We start from the raw sequence: 17,976 nt of genomic DNA on the forward strand, positions 1-17,976 counted from the left end.
ATGAGACCTTAACCCGGGGCCCTGTCAAACAGCCCGACGGCCCTGGTCGGTGTCAGTGCGGTCGCGTACGGTGAACCTCACCTGGACTTGCTCACGCTTCTTTCATGAACAGGAGACCTAGGTGCCGGTCCTCCCCGGAGCCGAGCCGTTCCGCCATGAGGGCGGGGACGCCGGTGTCCTTCTCTGCCACGGCTTCACCGGTTCCCCCCAGTCACTGCGCCCCTGGGCCCAGCACCTCGCCGAGCACGGCCTGACGGTCTCCCTGCCGCTGCTGCCCGGGCACGGCACCCGCTGGCAGGACATGGCCCTCACCGGCTGGCAGGACTGGTACGCGGAGGTGGACCGCGAGCTGCGCGCCCTCAGCGAGCGCTGCACCTCCGTGTTCGTGGCCGGACTGTCCATGGGCGGCACCCTGGCCCTCAGGCTGGCCGCCAAGCACGGGGACGCGGTGCGCGGTGTCGTGGTCGTCAACCCGGCGAACCGCATGCACGGCCTCGCGCCGTACGCCCTTCCGGTGGCCCGTCACTTCGTCCGTACGGCGCCCGGGATCGCCAGCGACATCAAGAAGGAGGGCAGCGTCGAGCTGGGGTACGACAAGGTGCCGCTGCACGCGGCGCACTCCCTGCGCACCTTCTTCCGGCAGGTCGACGGCGAGCTGCCGCAGGTCACCCAGCCGCTGCTGGTGCTGCGCAGCGCCCAGGACCATGTGGTCCCGGCGGCCGACTCCGCGCGCGTGCTGAGCCGGGTGTCGTCGACGGACGTAACTGAGATCGTGCTGGAACAGAGCTACCACGTGGCGACGTTGGACCATGACGCGGAGCGGATTTTCGACGAGAGCCTCGCGTTCATCGGCCGGCACACCACCGGCATCGGCAGCGAAGGGACGGCCGCACGTGGCTGAGCACGACTCCGACCGCGAGGACCGCGAGCCGGACGAGCAGGGCGTCCCCTTCGACGAGGAGGCCGCGTGGGCGGCCATCGTGGCCGGGTACGGCGAGGAACCGAAGGACCCGCCGGGCACGAAGCCGTTCAAGTCGATCGAGGATCTCGCGCTGCTCGAGACCGAGACGAACGACGATCCGACGACGACGGAGACGCAACCCAAGAAGGACGGGGCGAAGAAGGACGCGCCGAAGAAGGACGAGAACCCGGCGAAGCCGCTGGGCGGTTCCGTCGCCTTCGCACCCGGTGTCGGGCCTCGTGACTACAGCGCGCCCGAGCCGGCCGAGGACGACTTCGAGGAGGACGACGAGGGGCACTTCGTCCCCCCGGAGCCGCCGCCGCTGCCGTCCGCCGACACCACCTCGAGGTTCGCCTGGCTGGGCGTGCTGGGCGGACCGGTTCTGCTGCTCGTCGCGGTGCTGCTCGGCTGGGAGATGACGTGGTGGCTGGCCACGGCGGGGATCGGCGGGTTCCTGGGTGGCTTCGTCACGCTGGTGACGCGGATGCGGGCGGACGACGAGGACGACGAGGATCCCGGCCGGGGTGCCGTGGTCTGATCCGGCTCAGTTCGCGGGGATTCTGAGGGTGGCCAGGACCGGGAGATGATCGGTGGCCGCCCTCATGTCTGCCTCCGTGATCCCGGGGAGGTGCGTGGGGACTCCGCAGCCGAGCACCTCGATGCCCTTCGTGGCGAAGATCGCGTCGATCCGCTGGTGGGGTTCCGAGCGGGTCCAGGTGTGTTCGCCCCCCATCGGGCCGGCCGCCCAGCAGTCCTGGAGGTTCGCGGCGAGGCGCCTGAAGGTGCGGCCGGTGGGCCGGTCGTTCAGGTCGCCGCCCGCGACGGCCTGGTCCACGCCCATGCCGGCGAGACGGTCGAGGAGCATGCCCGCCTGGTCGTAGCGCTCGTCCTCGTGCAACGACAGGTGGCAGCTCAGCACGCCGAGGCGGGCGCCGCCGAGTCGTACGACGGCTGTGGCGAAGCCTCTTCTGTGTCGGCCGGGGGTGAGCGGGAGGAGGACGTCCTCCGTACGTTCGACCGTTGCCCGCAGGTTGCAGAGGATCGCGGGGCCCGCGGCTGTGCCCCCTCCGGTGAGGATCACCAGCCCTGACGCTGACGCCAGCCGTGCCAGCTTCTTGCGCCAGCGGAAGAAGAGGGGGGCTTCCTGGATCAGTACGAGATCGGGTTCGCAGGCCTTGATGACTCTGGCCAGCGCGTCTGTGTCGTCTCGCATCGAGCGGATGTTGTAGCTCAGGACTTTGACCGGAACCATGTGGATCAATTTACGCCCACGGGCAAGAGGGAGGGGCGCGAGGTGTGTGCCGCCCCGCGCCCCTGAGTAGGTCCACTGAATGCCGTCTACATGATGGGGTCGGGCTCTCTCGCCAGGTCCGCGGCGCCCACCAGGCCCGCCTTGTTGCCCAGTTGGGCCGCGATGACGTCGGCGACCGGGCGCCAGTTGCCGCCCACCAGCCAGCGCTTGTAGGACTTGCGGATCGGGTCCAGGACCAGTTCTCCCTCGTCGGAGAGGCCGCCGCCGACGATGAACGCGGAGGGGTCGAAGAGGGAGGCCAGGTCGGCGAGGCCGGCGCCGGCCCAGCGGGCGAGCTCGCGGTAGGAGTCGACGGCCACCGGGTCGCCCTGGCGGGCGGCCATGGAGATGTGCTTGCCCTCGATGCCGTCGGGGCTGCCGTCGCCGAGGCCGAGGAGGATCTCGGCGTTCTCCGGGGTGGCGTTGGCGCGCTGCTTGGCGTAGCGCACCAGGGCGCGTCCTGAGGCGTACTGCTCCCAGCAGCCCTGGCTGCCGCAGCCGCACAGCAGACCGTCGGGCACCATGCGGATGTGGCCGAACTCGGCCGCCACGCCGAAGTGGCCGCGGCGCAGCTTGTTGCCGATGATGATGCCGCCGCCGAGGCCGGTACCCAGGGTGATGCAGATGACGTTGCGGTGGCCCTTGCCCGCGCCGAACTTGTACTCGCCCCAAGCGGCCGCGTTGGCGTCGTTCTCCACGACGACCGGAAGGCCGACCCGGGTCTCGACCTTCTCCTTCAGCGGCTCGTTGCGCCAGTGGATGTTGGGCGCGAAGTAGACCTCCGAGCGCTGGCGGTTGACGTATCCGGCCGCACCGATGCCCACGCCCACGATCGCGTGCCCGGCGCGCGCGCCCTCCACCGCCGAGGCGATCGCGTCCACGATGCCCTCGGCCGTGCCCGGGGTCGGCACCTTGTGGGTCGAGAGGATGTTGCCTTCCTCATCGACCACGCCGGCCGCGATCTTCGTGCCGCCGATGTCGACGCCGATGGTGAGTCCCATGAATCCCTCAGTTTCGGTCGAGCCCCGCTACGGCCAACCGTACCCGAGCCCCTGCCGTCAGCGGGTTTCAGTCCAGATCGATGCGCTCGCCGGGGCCGGGATCCTCGCCCCGGTCGCGCAGTGTGTCGTCGCGGCGGCTCCAGCGCTGCTCCTGTGCCTGGACCGCGGAACGGTAGGCGGCGAGGAGCTCGCCGCCCGCGGCGGCGAGGTGGTCGAAGACGTCCGGGTTGCGCTCGATGACCGGCTCGACCGCTGCCTTGGCCTGCTGGACGACCTGCTTGACCACCTGCTGGGCGGCGGGCCCGGCGATGCCACCGAGGAGCGGGGACTGGAGACCGGACAGCTTCTCGGCGACATTGTCGACGAGCTTGCGCAGTTCCTCGGCGGCCGAGCCCGGGGGCGGGCCGTACTGGGTGCGGCGGCGGGCCTTCTCCGCCGCGAGGTCCTCGGCGGCCGCCGTCGCCCACGCGTCGGCGTCGGTCGCCCGTACCTCGTCCACCGAGTCCACCGGCTCGCGGTCTCCGGCGTCGGACGGGGGGAGCTCTTCGCTCATGACGACCTCCTGACTACGGTTCGTCCCTACGACGTTACCCGAACGGGCGTACCCGGTTCACGGGGTCCGGGGCCACAGATCCGGGTCCGGCGCGAACCGGATCCGCAGCTCGCCCTCGCGCAGGGCGGCGCCGGCGACGGTGCAGCGGCGCAGGGCCGAGGGCAGCGGGACGATCCGGCGGAACTGCCCCGCGCTGACGAGGAGTTCGTCGCCGCGCCGGATCAGGTCCAGCTCGTCGCGTATGGCGCCGGGCAGCGGGAGGTGCCACACCAGGACGCCGTCCTCGGCGAGGTGATCGGTGACGGGCCACTCGACCGTGGAGGTCGTGTCGTTGACCTCGGGGACGGCGAGGGCGGTGAGGTCGTCGGTGCCGCGCGGGTCGTGGCCGAGGTGCGGGACGGCATGGACGTCGTACGACTCCTGCCACTCCTCCAGGGCCTTGCGCTGCTGGGCGACGAAGCCGGCGGGCCACTCCTCCGGTACGACGCGGTTGGCGATCAGGGCGTCGGGGCGCAGGCCGCGCAGGGCGAGGGCGAGGCTTGCGGACCGTACGTCGTCGGTGCCGGCGGGGCCGGGTTCGGCGACGAGTCGTACGACGGCCTCGCGGTCGGCGAGGACGGCCTCGACCGCGCCGAGTTCGGTGTCCCAGCGGGCGGCGGTCTCGTACAGCCACTCCGAGGGCATGGGGACGCCGGCGAGCCGTCCGAGCACGGGGCGCAGGCCCGCGGCGGCCTGGCGCTCGGCCGGGAGCAGACGGCGCAGGTAGCGGCGGAGTTCCTCGGGCAGGGAGAGAAGGGCGAGGGCCTGCTGGGTGGGCGGCAGGTCCACGACGAGCAGTTCGTGCCGCTCGGAGAGCGCCGCGTCGCGCAGGGCCCGCAGGAGGGTGAGTTCCTCGGCGCCGGGGAGGGGGGTGACCTCCTCGGGGTCCAGACGGGAGGCGCCCAGCAGGTTGAGCACGTGGGAGGCACGGTCCTGGAAGCGGGCGAGATCATCCCGGAAACCGGCGGTGGCGTCGGGACGCCAGGCGGTGAGGTTCGGGGTGATCCGGGTGGGGGTGGGGCCCGTTGTCGCGCCGAGCATCGTGCCCAGGGTGTCCGTGCGGTCGGCACTCAGCACCAGGGTGCGGATGCCGTCGCCCGCGGCGCGCAGGGCGGTGGCGGCGGCGACCGTCGTACGACCGCTGCCGCCGGGGCCGGTGATCAGGATGGTGCGCATAGGGGTGAACCGTAACGGACGCCGCGGTTCGGCCCGGCCGTGTGGTCTCGCGGCTGCGGGCCGGTGGGGGCTGGTCGCGCAGTTCCCCGCGCCCCTTTGGGGCGCGTTCCAGCCGGCGTGACTGCACCTGCCCAGGGGCGCGGGGCTGCATCCATATGCGGCTCCGCCGCGCGGGCGCGATCGACCCCCACCGGCCCGCAGCCGACCGCGAAACCCCTACCGCTCCGACTCCACCCGCTTCTTGAGCCCCGCCAGCGCCCGGTCGATGATGACCTTCTCCGCCTTGCGCTTGATCATGCCGAGCATCGGGATCTTGACGTCGACCGTCAGCAGGTACGTGACCTCCGTCGCCCCCGCACCGGCGGGCTTCAGCACATAGGAACCGTCCAGTTGCCGCAGCATCTGGGACTTCACCAGCGTCCAGGAGACCTCGTTCTCGCCGGTCCAGGTGTAGCCGAGGACCTGGTCGTCCTTGATGGCGCCCGCGTCCATGACCAGCCGGACCTGCTCGGCGCGGCCGGACGCGTCCGTCGAGAGGACCTCCGCCTGCTTCACCTCGCCCGTCCAGTCCGGGTAGCGGGCGAAGTCCGCGATCACCGCCATGACGTCGGCAGGCGCAGCTTCGATCGTGATGCTCGAACTGGTGTGTTCCGCCATCGCCGTGGCTCCTCCAGATATGGTCCGGTGAGGAAGGGTGGTACGCACGTCTGTGCAGCGTGAAGGCTACCGCGCGTCCGGGCTCACCATTCCAGCGCCCACGGCTTCCCACTCCCCGCGAAGTGCCCCACGTTCACGCACTCGGTCGCCCCGATCCGCATTCGCCGGACCAGGGGCTGATGCACGTGACCGAAGAGCGAGTACCGGGGCCGGGTGCGGCGGATCGCGTCCAGCAAGGCACGGCTCCCCCGCTCGAACCGCCGCGCCACCGTGTCGTACACCAGCTCCGGCACCTCCGGCGGGATGTGCGTGCACAGCACGTCCACCTCGCCCACCGCCTCGATCTTCGCCGCGTACTCCTCGTCGCTGATCTCGTACGGCGTCCGCATGGGGGTCCGCAGACCGCCACCCACGAAGCCGAAGGTCCAGCCGCCGATCTCCACCCGCTGGCCGTCGAGCACGGTCGTACCGGGGCCTGCGTACTCCTGCCACAGAGGCGGCATGTCGACATTGCCGTAAGTCGCGTACGTCGGTGCGGGGAACGCGGCGAACATCTCGGCGTACTGCTTGCGCACCGCCTTCTCGATCACGGAGGCCCGGTCGGCGCCGATTCCGCCCCACAGCCGGGCCCCGAGCTCTCGCGCCTCCTCGAAACGGCGGGCGGTGCGCAGTTCCACGATCAGGTCGGCGTTCTGCGTCCCGAACAGGTCGGGGAAGATCCCGCGCGAGTGGTCGGCGTAGTCGAGGAAGAGGACGAGGTCGCCCAGGCAGATCAGGGCGTCGGCGCCCTCGCCGGCTCTGGCCAGGTCACGGGCGTTGCCGTGCACATCACTGACCACATGTACGCGCGTCCTGTGGTTTCCGGACGGTGTGGGTGCCATGACGATCAAGGGTAGGCCTGTGCGGCATACGTGAACAGAGCCGCCCGGTCCTGCGGTTACTGGCCAGTCGGCAAGCAGGTGGACTACTGTGCGCGAAGAACCCCCATCCGTGTGACGCAGCGAACATCTCGCCGGGACCCCCTGTCGAAGAAGCCATACCGGCGGGTAACGTCCGGGCAGTCCAGTCGTGCTCAGCTTTCAATTACTGAATTCCTGAGCACCTGCCCGAGCCTTGGACCGACCGTCGCATCACACAACGTCGTGGCGCCGGCGCCCTATGAGGAGCAGCAGTCTTGCGCGAGTTCAGCCTTCCGGCTTTGTACGAGGTCCCTGCGGACGGCAATCTCACCGACATCGTCCGGAGAAACGCCGCGCAGCATCCCGACGTCGCCGTCATCGCCCGCAAGGTGGGCGGCCAGTGGCAGGACGTGACGGCCACGGCGTTCCTGGCCGAGGTGCACGTCGCCGCCAAGGGACTGATCGCCTCCGGCGTTCAGCCGGGCGACCGGGTCGGTCTGATGTCCCGTACCCGCTACGAGTGGACGCTGCTCGACTTCGCGATCTGGAGCGCGGGCGCGATCACCGTGCCGGTGTACGAGACCAGTTCGCCGGAGCAGATCCAGTGGATCCTCGGCGACTCGGGCGCGACCGCCTGCGTCGTCGAGCTGGACGGTCACACCGCGGCCGTCGAGTCGGTGCGCGACTCGCTGCCCGCCCTGAAGCACGTCTGGCAGATCGAGGGCGGCGGGATCGAGGAGCTGGCCCGCGCCGGCCAGGACATCAGCGACGCGGCCGTGGAGGAGCGCAGCTCGCTGGCGAAGGCCGACGACCCGGCGACCATCGTCTACACCTCCGGCACCACCGGCCGTCCCAAGGGCTGTGTGCTCACCCACCGCAGCTTCTTCGCGGAGTGCGGCAACATCGTGGAGCGGCTGCGCCCGCTGTTCCGCACCGGTGACTGCTCGGTGCTGCTCTTCCTGCCGCTCGCGCACGTCTTCGGCCGGCTCGTGCAGATCGCGCCGATGATGGCGCCGATCAAGCTGGGCATGGTCCCGGACATCAAGAACCTCACCGACGAGCTGGCGTCCTTCCGGCCGACGCTGATCCTGGGCGTCCCGCGCGTCTTCGAGAAGGTCTACAACTCGGCGCGTGCCAAGGCGCAGGCGGACGGCAAGGGCAAGATCTTCGACAAGGCCGCCGACACGGCGATCGCCTACAGCAAGGCCCTGGACACCCCGTCAGGTCCGTCGCTGGGTCTGAAGATCAAGTACCGGACCTTCGACAAACTGGTCTACAGCAAGCTGCGCGCGGTCCTCGGCGGCAAGGGCGAGTACGCCATCTCCGGCGGCGCCCCGCTCGGCGAGCGCCTGGGCCACTTCTTCCGCGGCATCGGCTTCACGGTCCTGGAGGGCTACGGCCTGACCGAGTCCTGTGCCGCGACCGCGTTCAACCCCTGGGACCGCACGAAGATCGGCACGGTCGGTCAGCCGCTGCCGGGCTCGGTGATCCGGATCGCGGACGACGGCGAGGTGCTGCTGCACGGCGAGCACCTGTTCAAGGGTTACTGGAACAACGAGGCCGCCACGGCCGAGGCGCTGACCGACGGCTGGTTCCACACCGGTGACATCGGCACCCTCGACGAGGACGGCTACCTCCGGATCACCGGCCGCAAGAAGGAGATCATCGTCACCGCGGGCGGCAAGAACGTCGCGCCGGCCGTGATCGAGGACCGCATCCGGGCGCACGCGCTGGTGGCGGAGTGCATGGTGGTGGGCGACGGGCGGCCGTTCGTGGGCGCGCTGATCACCATCGACGAGGAGTTCCTGGGCCGTTGGGCCGACGAGCACGGCAAGCCGGCGGGTTCCACCGCGGCGTCGCTGGCCGGGGACGCGGACCTGAACGCGGCGATCCAGGCCGCGATCGACGACGGCAACGCCGCGGTGTCGAAGGCGGAATCGGTGCGGAAGTTCCGCATTCTGTCCTCCCAGTTCACGGAGGAGACGGGCCACCTCACGCCGTCGCTGAAGCTGAAGCGCAATGTGGTGGCGAAGGACTACGCGGACGAGATCGAGGCGATCTACACGAAGTAGTACGCCTGTTGAAGGAGCGTCATGGCGCGGTGTCCTCGGCGAGGACCCGCGCCATCGTGCGTTCGGCGAGCGCGGTGATGGTGACGAACGGGTTGACCCCGATGTTGCCCGGGATCAGCGAGCCGTCGGTGACGTACAGCTTCGAATAGCCCTTCACCCGGCCGTAGTTGTCGGTGGCCCTGCCCAGCACGCAGCCGCCCAGCGGGTGGTAGGTGAAGTCGTCGGCGAAGACCCTGCTGGGGGAGCCGAAGAGGTCGTACCGGTAGATGGTCGAGTTGGCGGAGTTGATCCGGTCGAAGAGCTTCTTGGCCATGCCGGAGGAGACCGAGCTCTGCGCGGCGCTCCAGTCGAGGTTCAACTTCCCTCCGCTGTAGGAGAATCTGGCGCGTTGCGGGTTCTTGGTGATCGCCAGATACAGGCTCACCCAGTGCTCGAGTCCCGTGGGTAAAGGCGCGATCTCGGCGAAGACGGGGTTGTCGGTGTTGGCCCAGTCGTCGATGCCCATGACCGGCATGGTCGACTGGTTGGCGCCGACGGTGTCCCACAGGTGGTTGGCCCGTCCGAGCATCGTGTTGCCGTTGGGTCCCCAGCCGGCCCCGACGCTCGCGTCCAGTGCCGGGAGGGTGCCCGACTGCCGTGATCGCAGCAGGAGTTCGCTCGTGCCGAGGCTGCCGCCGCCCAGGAACAGATAGGTGCAGCCGTACTGCTTGGTCTCGACGACCGCGCCGGTGTAGTCGATGCGGTCGGCGGTCAGCACCCAGCTGCCGTCGCTCGCCCGGCTGATCCCGGTGACCTTCTCCATGGTGTGGATGGTGACGTTGCCGGTGCCGAGCGCGGACGCCAGATACGTCTTGTCGAGGCTCTTCTTGCCGTGGTTGTTGCCGTAGATGACCTCCTGGCCCAGGGCCGACTTGGTGGCGGTGCCGGCGGCCTCGCGCTGCATGTGGCCGAAGTCGTAGACGCTGGGCACGAAGGTGGTCTTCAGGCCGGTGTTGGTGGCGTGCTTCCGGGAGACCCGGCTGAACTGGTACCACTCGGTCGACTCGAACCAGGCCGGGTCGACGGTGTTGACGCCGAGCATGGCGCGGGCGCGCGGGAAGTACGTGCCGTACATCTCCGCGGTGTCGACGCCCGGGAACTGCTCGGCGAAGTAGGACTGGAGCGGGGTGACCGCCATCGAGCCGTTGACCAGGGAGCCGCCGCCGACCCCGCGGCCCACGAAGACGGACATGTTGGAGAAGCGGACGCGGTCCAGGACGCCGGGGTAGGGATTGATGTCCTTGTTGACGACGTCCAGCCACAGGAAGGTCGCCAGCGGCGCCTCGGTGCGGGTGCGGAACCACATGGACCGCTGGTCGGGGTTGGCGGTGTTGCAGAAGACGTTGCCGTCGGGGCCGGCGGTGTTCCAGAGCCGGCCCATCTCGAGGACGAGGGTGCGGATGCCGGCCTGGCCGAGGCGGAGGGCGGCGACGGAGGCGCCGTAGCCTGAGCCGACGACGATGGCGGGCGCGGACTCGACCGCTGCGGGCTCGTCCGCGCGGGCCGACTGGAGCCCGACTCGGGTGAAGCCGAGAGTGGCCGCCGTCTGGAGGGCGGCCATACCAAGGATCTGACGTCTCGTCAGCTGACGCTGTATCAGTTTTTCTGTCATGCGCGCAGCATCGGCGGATTATCGGGCTCCGGCTATAGCAGGGTCTTCAACTTTTCCGCCAACAAATCCCATCGCCACTTCTCCTCGACCCACTCCCGTCCCCGCTGCCCCATGCGGCTCCGCAGTTCCGCGTCGCCGAGGAGGACGGCGATCCGCTCGGCGGTCTCCTCGGCCGATCCGCCGCGCACGACCCAGCCGGTCTCGCCGTCGAGGACCGCGTCCGGAGCGCCTCCGGAGTCCCCGGCGACGACGGGCAGACCGGTCGCGGAGGCCTCCAGGTAGACGATCCCGAGCCCCTCGACGTCGAGCCCGCCCCGGCGGGTCCGACACGGCATCGCGAAGACGTCCCCTGCGCCGTAGTGGGCGGGCAGCTCGGCCCAGGGCACGGCTCCGGTGAAGCGCACGGAGTCGGCGACACCGGTCTCGTGGGCGAGCCTGCGCAGCTCCTTCTCGTAGGGCCCGCCGCCGACGATCAGCAGCACGGCGTCGGGCTCCTTCGTGAGGATGCGCGGCATGGCGAGAATCAGCGTGTCCTGCCCCTTGCGCGGCACCAGCCGGGACACGCACACGACCACCGGCCGGTCCGTCAGCCCCAGCCGCGCCCGCACGGCGTCGCCGCCCGACCCGGTATGGAAGGTCTTCTCGTCGACCCCCGGCGGCAACTGCACCATCCGCCCGGCCGCCTGCGGCGTCAGCGCGCCGGCGATCCGCGAGCGGGTGTACTCGCCGAGGTAGGTGAGGGTGTCGGTCGACTCCCCGATCCGGCCCAGCAGCTGCCGCGCGGCGGGCAGTTGGGCCCACCCGGCCTCGTGCCCGTGGGTCGTGGCCACCAGCCGCCGGGCACCCGCCCTCCTGAGCGCCGGCGCCATCAGCCCGAGCGGCGCGGCCGCCCCGAACCACACCGACGTACAGCCGTGCTCACGCAGCAGCCCGACGGCCCTGCGGGTGGCCCCGGGCGTCGGCAGCAGCATGGTCGTGGAATCCCGTACGACGGTGAAGGGCTGCTCCGCGTCGAAGGCGGCGGTCGCCTCGATGCCCTCCCGGCTCCGCTTCCATGTGGAGGCGTGGACGACCAGGCGATCGGGGTCGAGCCGGAGCGCCATGTTGTGCAGGAACGCCTGGATACCACCCGGGCGGGGCGGGAAGTCGTTCGTCACGATCAGGGTCTTGTCCATCGCCGCCGACCCTACCGAACCGGCAGCTCACAGCCGGGGACGGCCGCCCTTATGGCACCCTCACAGGAGAGCGGGACATCATGTTCTCCTCAAGTGACCATTTCGGGGCGACGGCGAACGGCGGGGAACCACGTGGAGACGACGGGCGTGCGGCGGTCCCTGACGTGGCTGCTGCTGACCTGGGGCGTGACCAGGCTGTTGCTGCTCCTGGTCGTCTTCAAGGTGTACGTCTTCCCCGGGCCGGACGTCACCAGTGACGTGTCGGTCATCTACCAGGGCTGGTACGACGTCCTGCGCACCGGAACGTTCCCGCAGTCCGACGTGACCTGGCAGTATCCGCCCGCCGCCGCCCTCGCGATCCTCTCCCCCGCGCTGCTGCCCTTCCTGGAGTACACACAGGCCTTCTTCCTCATGGCCTTCGCCGCGGACCTGGCCGCCCTCCTCCTGCTGCTGTACGCGGGGCTGCGTCCCGGACGGCGGCTGCGGGGAGCGTGGGTGTGGGTGGCGGGCGTACCTCTGCTCGGCCCGACCGTCTACTCCCGTTACGACGTGATGGTGACCGCGGTGGCCGTCGCCGCGGTTCTCGCGGCCGCCCGGCATCCGAAGGTGGCCGGGGCGCTGGTGGGCTTCGGGGCGCTGCTGAAGGTGTGGCCGGCGCTGATCCTCGTCGGGATCCGCAGGCGCAGCGTCTGGGCCTCGGCGGGGGTGACGGTCGCGGTGGTGGCCGGACTGTTCTCCGTCGCGATGCCCGGGGCCTTCGCCTTCCTGACCTTCCAGCGGGAGCGGGGCACCGAGGTGGAGTCGCTGGGCTCGCTGGTCTTCCACATCGCCCGGCACCACGGCTGGAACGGCTCGGTCCTGCTCAACTACGGCTCGGTCGAGTTCCTCGGCCCGTGGGTGACCGCGGTCAGCACGGCCGCGCTCGCGCTGACCGGCATGGCCTTCGGACTGCTGCTGCTGTGGCGGCTCGCGGCCACCCGGTTCGAGGCGCACACGGCGGCCGACGCGGCGCTGGTGGCGGTGCTGATGTTCACCACCACCAGCCGCGTGATCAGCCCGCAGTACATGGTGTGGCTGGTCGGTCTCGCGGCGGCCTGTCTGTGCTTCCGCGGGAGCCGGATGGGCGTGCCGGCCGCCATGGTGCTGATGGCGTGCTTCGTGACGGTCCTGGAGTTCCCGATCTGGTTCGCGGACATCGTGGGGAGCACCCCGCGCGGCATCACCCTCCTGATCGCGCGCAACGGCCTGCTGGTCCTCGCCACCGTCATCGGCATGCGCGAGCTGTGGAAGGCGACGGTCCACAAGCCCGCCCCGGCGCTCCCGGCACCGGATCAGACCGAGGCACCCGCCCAGGAGGCCTCCGCCTCCTCCTGAACCCCGGCACACCATCGGAACCCTGAGGCGGAGGCCGTCGAGCGTTTGGATCAGCCGAGCTGAGCCCTCAGGTACTCCCGCCACTCGGCGGTGAAAGTCTTCAAGTCGGTGCCGAGCACCTTCGCCATGGCCTCCTCCACCGCCCCCGGCCGCTCCTTGTGGGTGCCCACGGCCCGGTAGAAGGCGTCCAGCTTCGCCTCGCCCCACCGGTCCGCGATCATCCGGCAGGCCATCCAGCCGCTCTCGTAGGACTTGGCGAGCGCGGTCGCGCTGCCGGCGAAACCGAAGTCCGCGTCGGACGGCAGGACCGTCGGTATCCGGCGTTCCGCGACGGCTCCTCCCAGCTCCGGTGCGGCCTCGGCCGGGGTGCGTCCGGTGCCGCGGTAACCGACCCAGTCGGCGTACCCCTCCGACAGCCACAGCGGGGTCGCGGCGGTGGTGTCGGCGCGGGTGGCGACATGGGTGGTCTCGTGGGTGAGCACGACCTGCCCGCCCACGGTGCCGAGGAGGCCGTACGCGTCGGGGTTGACGATGATCCGGTCCGCGGGCGCCTGCGCCGGGGCGCCGGTCTCGCCGGTGGTGACGGCCGCGATCCCGCGGTACGAGGAGGCGGGCGAGCCGAGCAGGCCCCCCATTCCCTGCACGGACCTCGGTACGAGCACGACGACGTGCCGGGACCACCCGGCGCCCCAGGCGTCCGACACGGCGGGCACGGCGTGGTCGGCCAGATCCGCGAAGGAGTGCAGCTTCTCGCCGGAGTGTCCGACGCCGAGGACCATGCTGTGCCTGCCGCGGACGACGGTCACCTCGCCCTGGTCCCACAGCTGTTGTGGTGCCTTCCTGGCGGGCTTCTCAGCGACGACGTACCACTGGCCGGACGCGTCCAGGGAGAGGTCCAGGGTCCGGGCGACGGTGACGGGTGCGCTGTCGTAGCCCTGGACCTGGTAGCGCAGTTCCGCGTCGGCGGTGGCGGTGGAGCCGCTGCGGTGGACGCCGGTGACCTTGTAGGACCAGGAGGCGAGCGGTACCGCGCTGACGTCCTCGAACCAACTCGCGGTGCCCGTCCGGGCGATCGCCGCCTTGTCCCGGTCGAGGACGGCGGCGGCCCGCCGGTCGAGGACGCGCTGCACGTCGGCCTTGGCGGTGTCGGTGGCCGTCGGTCTCCCGCCGCAGGCCACCAGGGAGGTCAGCAGCAGGCACAGCACCACGACACCGTGTTTCGACGCCCGCCTTCGACCAGCCATGTTTCCCGATCGTACGGGTATCGGATGCCGTCGGTCAGGGGCGTGTGACCGTCGCCCCCGGCATCATGCCCACCGGGTCGTAGCGCACCGGGGCGCCGGGATAGGGGGCGTGGACGACCTGACCGTTGCCGACGTACATGCCGACGTGGCTGGCGTCGCCCCGGTACGTGACCAGGTCGCCGGGCATCGCCTGGGAGAGCGGGACCTGGCGGCCGGCGTAGCGCTGGGCCTGGGAGGTGCGGGGCAGGGAGACGCCGGCCTGGGCGTAGGCCCACTGCATCAGGCCCGAACAGTCGAAGCCGGTGGGCCCGTTGGCGCCCCACACGTACGGCATGCCGATCGCGGACTGCGCGGCGGCCACCGCGGCAGCTGCCCGACCCGAGGGCGCCACCGCACCCGAGAGGTCGGGCAGCCGGCCGGAGCGGGAGGCCCGGTCGTAGGCGGCGCGTTCGTCGGACGGCAGGGAGTTGAGCAGCTCGCGCGCTCTGGCGAGCTTCCTCTCGACGGTCCGCTTGTGGGAGGCGACCGCCTTGCGGCTCTTCTCCAGTTCGCCGAGCTTGAATGCCGCTTCGCTGCGCTCCTGGGCGAGTTCGCGCATGGCCACCTCGAGGTCCTTGAGCTCTCCCGCCTGGTGGGCGCTGATCCGGTCGAGGACGGCGGCCTTGTCGAGGTACTCGTCCGGGTCGTCGGAGAACAGCAGCGCGAGAGACGGGTCGAGGCCGCCGGAGCGGTACTGGGCGCCGGCCAGCGAACCGAGCGCCTCCCGCATGGAGTTGATGCGCTCCTGCTGCCGCGCGATGCCGTCCTGCGCGGTGCTGACCTCCTCGCGCAGCGAGTCGGCGCGCTCGTCGGCCTTGTTGTAGGCCTCGGTGGCGTGCTCGGCCTCCTCGTAGAGACGGTCCACCTCGGCCCGGGTGTCGTCGGACGGGGCGGCGACGGCCGGTACGGCGCCGAGCGCGGCAGCCGCCGCGGACAGCACGCCCAGGGCGGCACCGGCGCCCCGGTTGAACCCGGACGTCTGGACAAGGCGGCGATGGGACCCCACGGGAAGCCGCGCTCCTTCCACTGACGGACAGAGACGTTCCCCGGCGAGGGGGAAACGCGGCCGACAGTAGCCCCGCGGCGGGGACGTATCCAACGTCCTCCATGGGCACACAACGTGACACCCCGCCTATGACGCAGGTCATGGGCGGGGTGTGGAGTCAGTCGAGCTTGTCGCGATTCGCCCGAACGGACGGCGAGCAGTCGCGATCTTGAGCAGTCGGGAGGCTCAGATCCGCACGCCGAACTGGAACGGCATGTTGTTGATCGACTCGTAGCGCACGACCGTGCCGGTGCGCGGGGCGTGGATGACCTGGCCGTTGCCCGCGTACAGGGCGACGTGGTGCAGGTCGCCGTAGAAGATGACCAGATCGCCGACCTTGAGGTCGCTCATGCTGTAGATGCGGGTGCCGGCGTTGGCCTGGGCCTGCGAGGTGCGCGGGATGGTGATGCCGGCCTGCGCGTAGGCCCAGGAGGTCAGGCCCGAGCAGTCGTAGGAGGCGGTGCCGGTGGCGCCGTAGACGTACGGCTTGCCGAGCTGGGTCTGGGCGGCGTTGAAGGCGGCCTGGGCCCGGGCGGAGGACGCGGGGGCGTCACCGAGGTCCACGCGCTCGCTCGCGGAGCGGCTGGCACGGGCGTCGGCGGCGGCGATTGCGGCCTTCTCGGCGGCCGTCAGCGTGTTGAGGAGCTTCTGCGCCTCGCCGAGCTTGCCCTGAACGGACTTCTTCTGCTTGGCCAGTTCGGTGCGGGTGCTCGCGAGGTCCTTGAGCTTCTCGGAGGCCTCGGCGCGGTCCTGGGCCAGCTCGCGCTGCTTCTCCTGGATCTTCTTCAGCGCCTCGACCTGCTGGGAGCTGAGCTGGTCCGCGGTGGATGCCTTGTCCAGGTAGTCCTCCGGGTTGGAGGACAGGAAGAGCTGGAGCGAGGAGTCGATGGTGCCGCTGCGGTACTGCGCGGCGGCCGCGAGGCCTATGGAGTCCCGCAGTTCGTTCAGGTCGTCCTGGCCGCGGGCCACGTTGTCCTGGATGGTGGAGATCTCCTTCTGGAGCTTCTCCTGCTTCTCCTTGGCGCCGTTGAGCTTCTCGGTGGCCTGCTCGGCCTGCTCGTAGAGGGCGTCGACCTTCGCCTTGACCTCGTCCTTGCTCGGCTTCTCGCTCGGCGCGGCGTTGGCGGCATTGGCACTGAGGGCCACGGCGGCAGCGGCTGCGGTCGTGAGCACGGTCACGCGCGTACGGCTCGGCTGCTTGGGTCGACGGTGGGACGCCACGGAGGTGAACTCCTTCTTTTGAGTGATCACCCGCTCGGAGGTTCGAGCCCAGACCCTAGTGACCTTCCCGTGATCATTCAAATCCTCAGGAGCAAAATCTGGTCACGCCTTGCAATCTTTACACACAACTCACGTGCAGTGATCCGCGCTTGACGCTACGTTGCGTGATGATACGACCAATTCGGTCGTTAAACCGCTAACTTCGAGGTTTAGGACAGCCGCTTCAGAAGCACCGCAGAAGCGACCGGCCGTGCCCCCGCCTTGGCGATGCCGTCGGCGACCTCGCGGTCGGTCGAGGCGACGATCACCGGCCGTCCGGGCGGCTCGGCGCGCACCAGCTGGCGGATCAACTCGTCGGCGGTGACACCCGCCTTGGAGAACAGCACCCGCACCCCGCGCGGCGGCGCGAGCAGCACGGGCGCGGCCAGCTCGGCCCCGTCGAAGACACAGGTCACCTCGGCCCCCGTCTGCGCGGCGAGCTGGGAGAGCTGCCCGAGGAGCCTCAGGCGCTGCTTCTCCAGCGGCATCTGGGGATAGCCGGTCTTGGTGACGTTGTAGCCGTCGACCACCAAGTGCGCCTGGGGCAGGGCCAGAAGCTGGTCCAGGATCGCGGGGTCGTTCTCGGACAGTGCCCGCGCGGCGATGTCCTTCGGGGTCATGCGGCCCGGTTCGACCGCGTCCACCGTCTCGGCGGGCCGCACGGAGACCGGCGGCAGCGCCAGCTCCCGCCGCAGCCCCTGGGCCGCGTCCAGAACGGTGTCCAGAAGCAGACGCACGCGCATGTCCTCGACACTGCGCCCCTCCCGCGCTGCTCTGCGCGTGGCCTCCAGGGCGGCCTCCGACTCCCCGAGGCGGGCCTTCAGGCGCCGGGACTCGCTCTCGGCGGCGGACACCTGAGCCTGGCTCTCGGTGCGTGCGGCGTCCATCTCGGCCTGCAGCTTGCGCAGGGCGGCCTCGCCGCGCTTGACGTCACTGAGTGCCGCCCGCAGCTTGCGGTGCAGCGATTCGGCTTCCTTCCTGGCGGACTCCAGGTCGGTGCGCAGCCGCTCGGTCTCGGCACGCGTCTGGTCGCGGGCGGCCGTGAGCTCCTCGCGCAGCCGCTCCAGCTCGGCGCGGCTCTCCTCGTCGGCCCGCTCGGCGTCCGCCCGCAGGGCCTCCTCGCCGGCCGCGGTGACCAGCTTGACCCAGCCGGTCGGCCGCAGAACATAGGCCGCGGCCGCCACATCGAGCGGGTCCGCGGCCGGGGGCGGCGCACCGGAGTCGAGCGCACCGGCGAGCTCCGGCTGGGCCTCTCTGAACTTCTCCCCGATCCGCTGGCGGAACAGCGGATCGGTCTCCAGCGCGGCCGCCATGGCGTTGCCCGCGAACTTGGCCCGCCGGTTCGGCGCGAAGCGCGCGTACTGCCTGAGCTGTGCGGGCAGTTCGCCGACGGTCAGCCCGCCGAAGCCCTCCGAGACGATGTGCACGACCCTGCGTCGCACACCGTCGGGCAGCGGACGGTCGAGCACCTCGGCGGCGCCGTCGCCCGGCTCCCCGCCTTGTGTCTCCACCATCCGTCACACCCCATCACTGTGCGGG

Annotated in this window: 16 protein-coding genes; 4 read left to right on the plus strand and 12 right to left on the minus strand. The window is 70.6% G+C overall.

Annotation, left to right across the window (positions count from 1 at the left end; all coding sequences use genetic code 11):
• The first annotated feature begins 121 nt into the window (after positions 1-121).
• Positions 122-901 (plus strand): carboxylesterase, encoded by a 780-nt coding sequence (locus BFN33_RS29785; protein ID WP_069763225.1) that lies wholly within the window; start codon positions 122-124, stop codon positions 899-901.
• Positions 894-1,499, plus strand: a complete 606-nt coding sequence (locus BFN33_RS29790) for a hypothetical protein (RefSeq protein WP_069763226.1) — start codon at positions 894-896, stop codon at positions 1,497-1,499. The genes BFN33_RS29785 and BFN33_RS29790 overlap by 8 nt, the downstream gene beginning before the upstream one ends.
• 6 nt (positions 1,500-1,505) lie before the next feature.
• Here the strand turns inward: BFN33_RS29790 and BFN33_RS29795 are convergent, their stop codons facing one another.
• The 6 genes from BFN33_RS29795 to BFN33_RS29820 all read right to left on the minus strand — a co-directional run bounded on the left by BFN33_RS29795 (position 1,506) and on the right by BFN33_RS29820 (position 6,559).
• Entirely contained in the window at positions 1,506-2,213 is a 708-nt protein-coding gene (locus BFN33_RS29795; protein ID WP_069763227.1) for an endonuclease/exonuclease/phosphatase family protein, read from the minus strand.
• Between the two features lie 86 nt (positions 2,214-2,299).
• Positions 2,300-3,253 carry an ROK family glucokinase gene (locus tag BFN33_RS29800; RefSeq protein ID WP_031061936.1) on the minus strand — a complete coding sequence of 318 codons (954 nt, stop codon included), beginning with the start codon at positions 3,251-3,253 and terminating at the stop codon, positions 2,300-2,302.
• Between the two features lie 67 nt (positions 3,254-3,320).
• Entirely contained in the window at positions 3,321-3,806 is a 486-nt protein-coding gene (locus BFN33_RS29805; RefSeq protein ID WP_069763228.1) for a DUF5304 family protein, read from the minus strand.
• A gap of 57 nt (positions 3,807-3,863) precedes the next feature.
• Positions 3,864-5,021, minus strand: a complete 1,158-nt coding sequence (locus tag BFN33_RS29810) for an ArsA family ATPase (RefSeq protein ID WP_069763229.1) — start codon at positions 5,019-5,021, stop codon at positions 3,864-3,866.
• Positions 5,022-5,237: 216 nt separating this feature from the next.
• Positions 5,238-5,678 (minus strand): SRPBCC family protein, encoded by a 441-nt coding sequence (locus tag BFN33_RS29815; protein ID WP_069763230.1) that lies wholly within the window; start codon positions 5,676-5,678, stop codon positions 5,238-5,240.
• An 83-nt stretch (positions 5,679-5,761) separates the two neighbouring features.
• Complete coding sequence (locus BFN33_RS29820) at positions 5,762-6,559, minus strand: metallophosphoesterase (protein WP_079141068.1); 798 nt, start codon at positions 6,557-6,559, stop codon at positions 5,762-5,764.
• 293 nt (positions 6,560-6,852) lie between these two features.
• Here BFN33_RS29820 and BFN33_RS29825 point away from each other — a divergent pair, with 293 nt between their 5' ends.
• Positions 6,853-8,649 carry a long-chain fatty acid--CoA ligase gene (locus tag BFN33_RS29825; RefSeq protein ID WP_069763232.1) on the plus strand — a complete coding sequence of 599 codons (1,797 nt, stop codon included), beginning with the start codon at positions 6,853-6,855 and terminating at the stop codon, positions 8,647-8,649.
• Positions 8,650-8,668: 19 nt separating this feature from the next.
• Here the strand turns inward: BFN33_RS29825 and BFN33_RS29830 are convergent, their stop codons facing one another.
• Both BFN33_RS29830 and BFN33_RS29835 read right to left on the minus strand, forming a co-directional pair.
• Positions 8,669-10,249, minus strand: coding sequence for a GMC oxidoreductase (locus BFN33_RS29830; protein WP_069763233.1), 1,581 nt, complete (start codon positions 10,247-10,249; stop codon positions 8,669-8,671).
• Positions 10,250-10,332: 83 nt separating this feature from the next.
• Entirely contained in the window at positions 10,333-11,475 is a 1,143-nt protein-coding gene (locus tag BFN33_RS29835; RefSeq protein ID WP_069763234.1) for a glycosyltransferase family 4 protein, read from the minus strand.
• 132 nt (positions 11,476-11,607) lie between these two features.
• Between BFN33_RS29835 and BFN33_RS29840 the strand changes: the two genes are divergently transcribed.
• On the plus strand, positions 11,608-12,849 hold the full coding sequence (locus tag BFN33_RS29840; protein ID WP_069763235.1) for a glycosyltransferase family 87 protein: 1,242 nt from the start codon (positions 11,608-11,610) through the stop codon (positions 12,847-12,849).
• A gap of 50 nt (positions 12,850-12,899) precedes the next feature.
• Here BFN33_RS29840 and BFN33_RS29845 read toward each other — a convergent pair whose 3' ends face one another.
• The 4 genes from BFN33_RS29845 to BFN33_RS29860 form a co-directional block, all read right to left on the minus strand.
• Positions 12,900-14,093 (minus strand): hypothetical protein, encoded by a 1,194-nt coding sequence (locus BFN33_RS29845; protein WP_069763236.1) that lies wholly within the window; start codon positions 14,091-14,093, stop codon positions 12,900-12,902.
• A gap of 34 nt (positions 14,094-14,127) precedes the next feature.
• Positions 14,128-15,138: a C40 family peptidase gene (locus BFN33_RS29850; RefSeq protein WP_069763237.1), complete on the minus strand. Its 1,011-nt coding sequence runs from the start codon at positions 15,136-15,138 to the stop codon at positions 14,128-14,130.
• A gap of 225 nt (positions 15,139-15,363) precedes the next feature.
• The gene (locus BFN33_RS29855) at positions 15,364-16,398 is read right to left on the minus strand and encodes an NlpC/P60 family protein (RefSeq protein WP_069763238.1); all 1,035 of its coding nucleotides are present in this window, start codon (positions 16,396-16,398) and stop codon (positions 15,364-15,366) included.
• Positions 16,399-16,607: 209 nt separating this feature from the next.
• Positions 16,608-17,951 carry an NYN domain-containing protein gene (locus BFN33_RS29860; protein ID WP_069763239.1) on the minus strand — a complete coding sequence of 448 codons (1,344 nt, stop codon included), beginning with the start codon at positions 17,949-17,951 and terminating at the stop codon, positions 16,608-16,610.
• Positions 17,952-17,976 lie beyond the last annotated feature (25 nt).

The sequence above is a fragment of the Streptomyces sp. LUP47B genome (assembly GCF_001746295.1).
Classification (GTDB): domain Bacteria; phylum Actinomycetota; class Actinomycetes; order Streptomycetales; family Streptomycetaceae; genus Streptomyces.

Coding starts and splice junctions, on each gene's coding strand:
- BFN33_RS29815 (WP_069763230.1), bottom strand. CDS start 5,678: ATGGCGGAACACACCAGTTCGAGCATCACGATCGAAGCTGCGCCTGCC.
- BFN33_RS29860 (WP_069763239.1), bottom strand. CDS start 17,951: ATGGTGGAGACACAAGGCGGGGAGCCGGGCGACGGCGCCGCCGAGGTG.
- BFN33_RS29800 (WP_031061936.1), bottom strand. CDS start 3,253: ATGGGACTCACCATCGGCGTCGACATCGGCGGCACGAAGATCGCGGCC.
- BFN33_RS29830 (WP_069763233.1), bottom strand. CDS start 10,249: ATGGCCGCCCTCCAGACGGCGGCCACTCTCGGCTTCACCCGAGTCGGG.
- BFN33_RS29835 (WP_069763234.1), bottom strand. CDS start 11,475: ATGGACAAGACCCTGATCGTGACGAACGACTTCCCGCCCCGCCCGGGT.
- BFN33_RS29820 (WP_079141068.1), bottom strand. CDS start 6,559: ATGGCACCCACACCGTCCGGAAACCACAGGACGCGCGTACATGTGGTC.
- BFN33_RS29805 (WP_069763228.1), bottom strand. CDS start 3,806: ATGAGCGAAGAGCTCCCCCCGTCCGACGCCGGAGACCGCGAGCCGGTG.
- BFN33_RS29810 (WP_069763229.1), bottom strand. CDS start 5,021: ATGCGCACCATCCTGATCACCGGCCCCGGCGGCAGCGGTCGTACGACG.
- BFN33_RS29795 (WP_069763227.1), bottom strand. CDS start 2,213: ATGGTTCCGGTCAAAGTCCTGAGCTACAACATCCGCTCGATGCGAGAC.
- BFN33_RS29845 (WP_069763236.1), bottom strand. CDS start 14,093: ATGGCTGGTCGAAGGCGGGCGTCGAAACACGGTGTCGTGGTGCTGTGC.